Consider the following 661-nt stretch of genomic DNA (forward strand, 5'->3'; position numbering starts at 1 on the left):
TGTTTTGAAACACAAAAAAGCGGGGCATGTGTCTGAAAAAAATGTTCCAGGATTAGCTGTTCGGCAGGTGTGTGTGCGCCTTTTAGGGGCGGTGGTTGATAAGTGTACGCCTCTTTCTGGTTTGACGGATAATGAACACGGACATCCACACTATTTAAAACTTTCACAACGAGATCGTTTGTTGTGTCGGGCTATTTTGATAGCTTCATTACGTCATCGAGGGCAGATTATAGCGGCTTTCTCACGATTTTTGGTGCGTCCTTTGCCTTCACAAGCACTTTCACTTCAGCATCTTTTGCATATCAGTGTTGCACAAATTCTTTATCTTGATATTCCTGATCATGCGGCTATTGATTTAGCTGTACGTGTGGCAAAACTTGATCCTCGTATGCATCGTTTTTCAGGGGTTGTGAATGCTCTTTTGCGCAATGTTGCGCGTGAGGCAGAGCTTTTATGCCAACAAGTTCCTACCATTGAAGGTGTTCCAGCGTGGTTTGGACAGCTTTTAGTGTCAGCTTATGGAACAGAAAAAGCACATCAGATTATAGCAATTCAAAGTATGGAACCCCCTCTCGATTTGACAGTGAAATCTGATAGCGTTGGATGGGCTGAAAGACTTGGCGGTGTTGTGTTGCCTAATGGCTCTGTTCGATTGAATCGT

Annotated in this window: 1 protein-coding gene; it reads left to right on the forward strand. The window is 43.9% G+C overall.

What is annotated here, in order from left to right:
- Positions 1-4 precede the first annotated feature (4 nt).
- A partial coding sequence (locus tag ACFIO3_RS14875) for a transcription antitermination factor NusB (RefSeq protein WP_375704757.1) occupies positions 5-661 on the forward strand: 657 nt, incomplete at its 3' end.

Source organism: Bartonella sp. AD328YNZD, assembly GCF_042196425.1.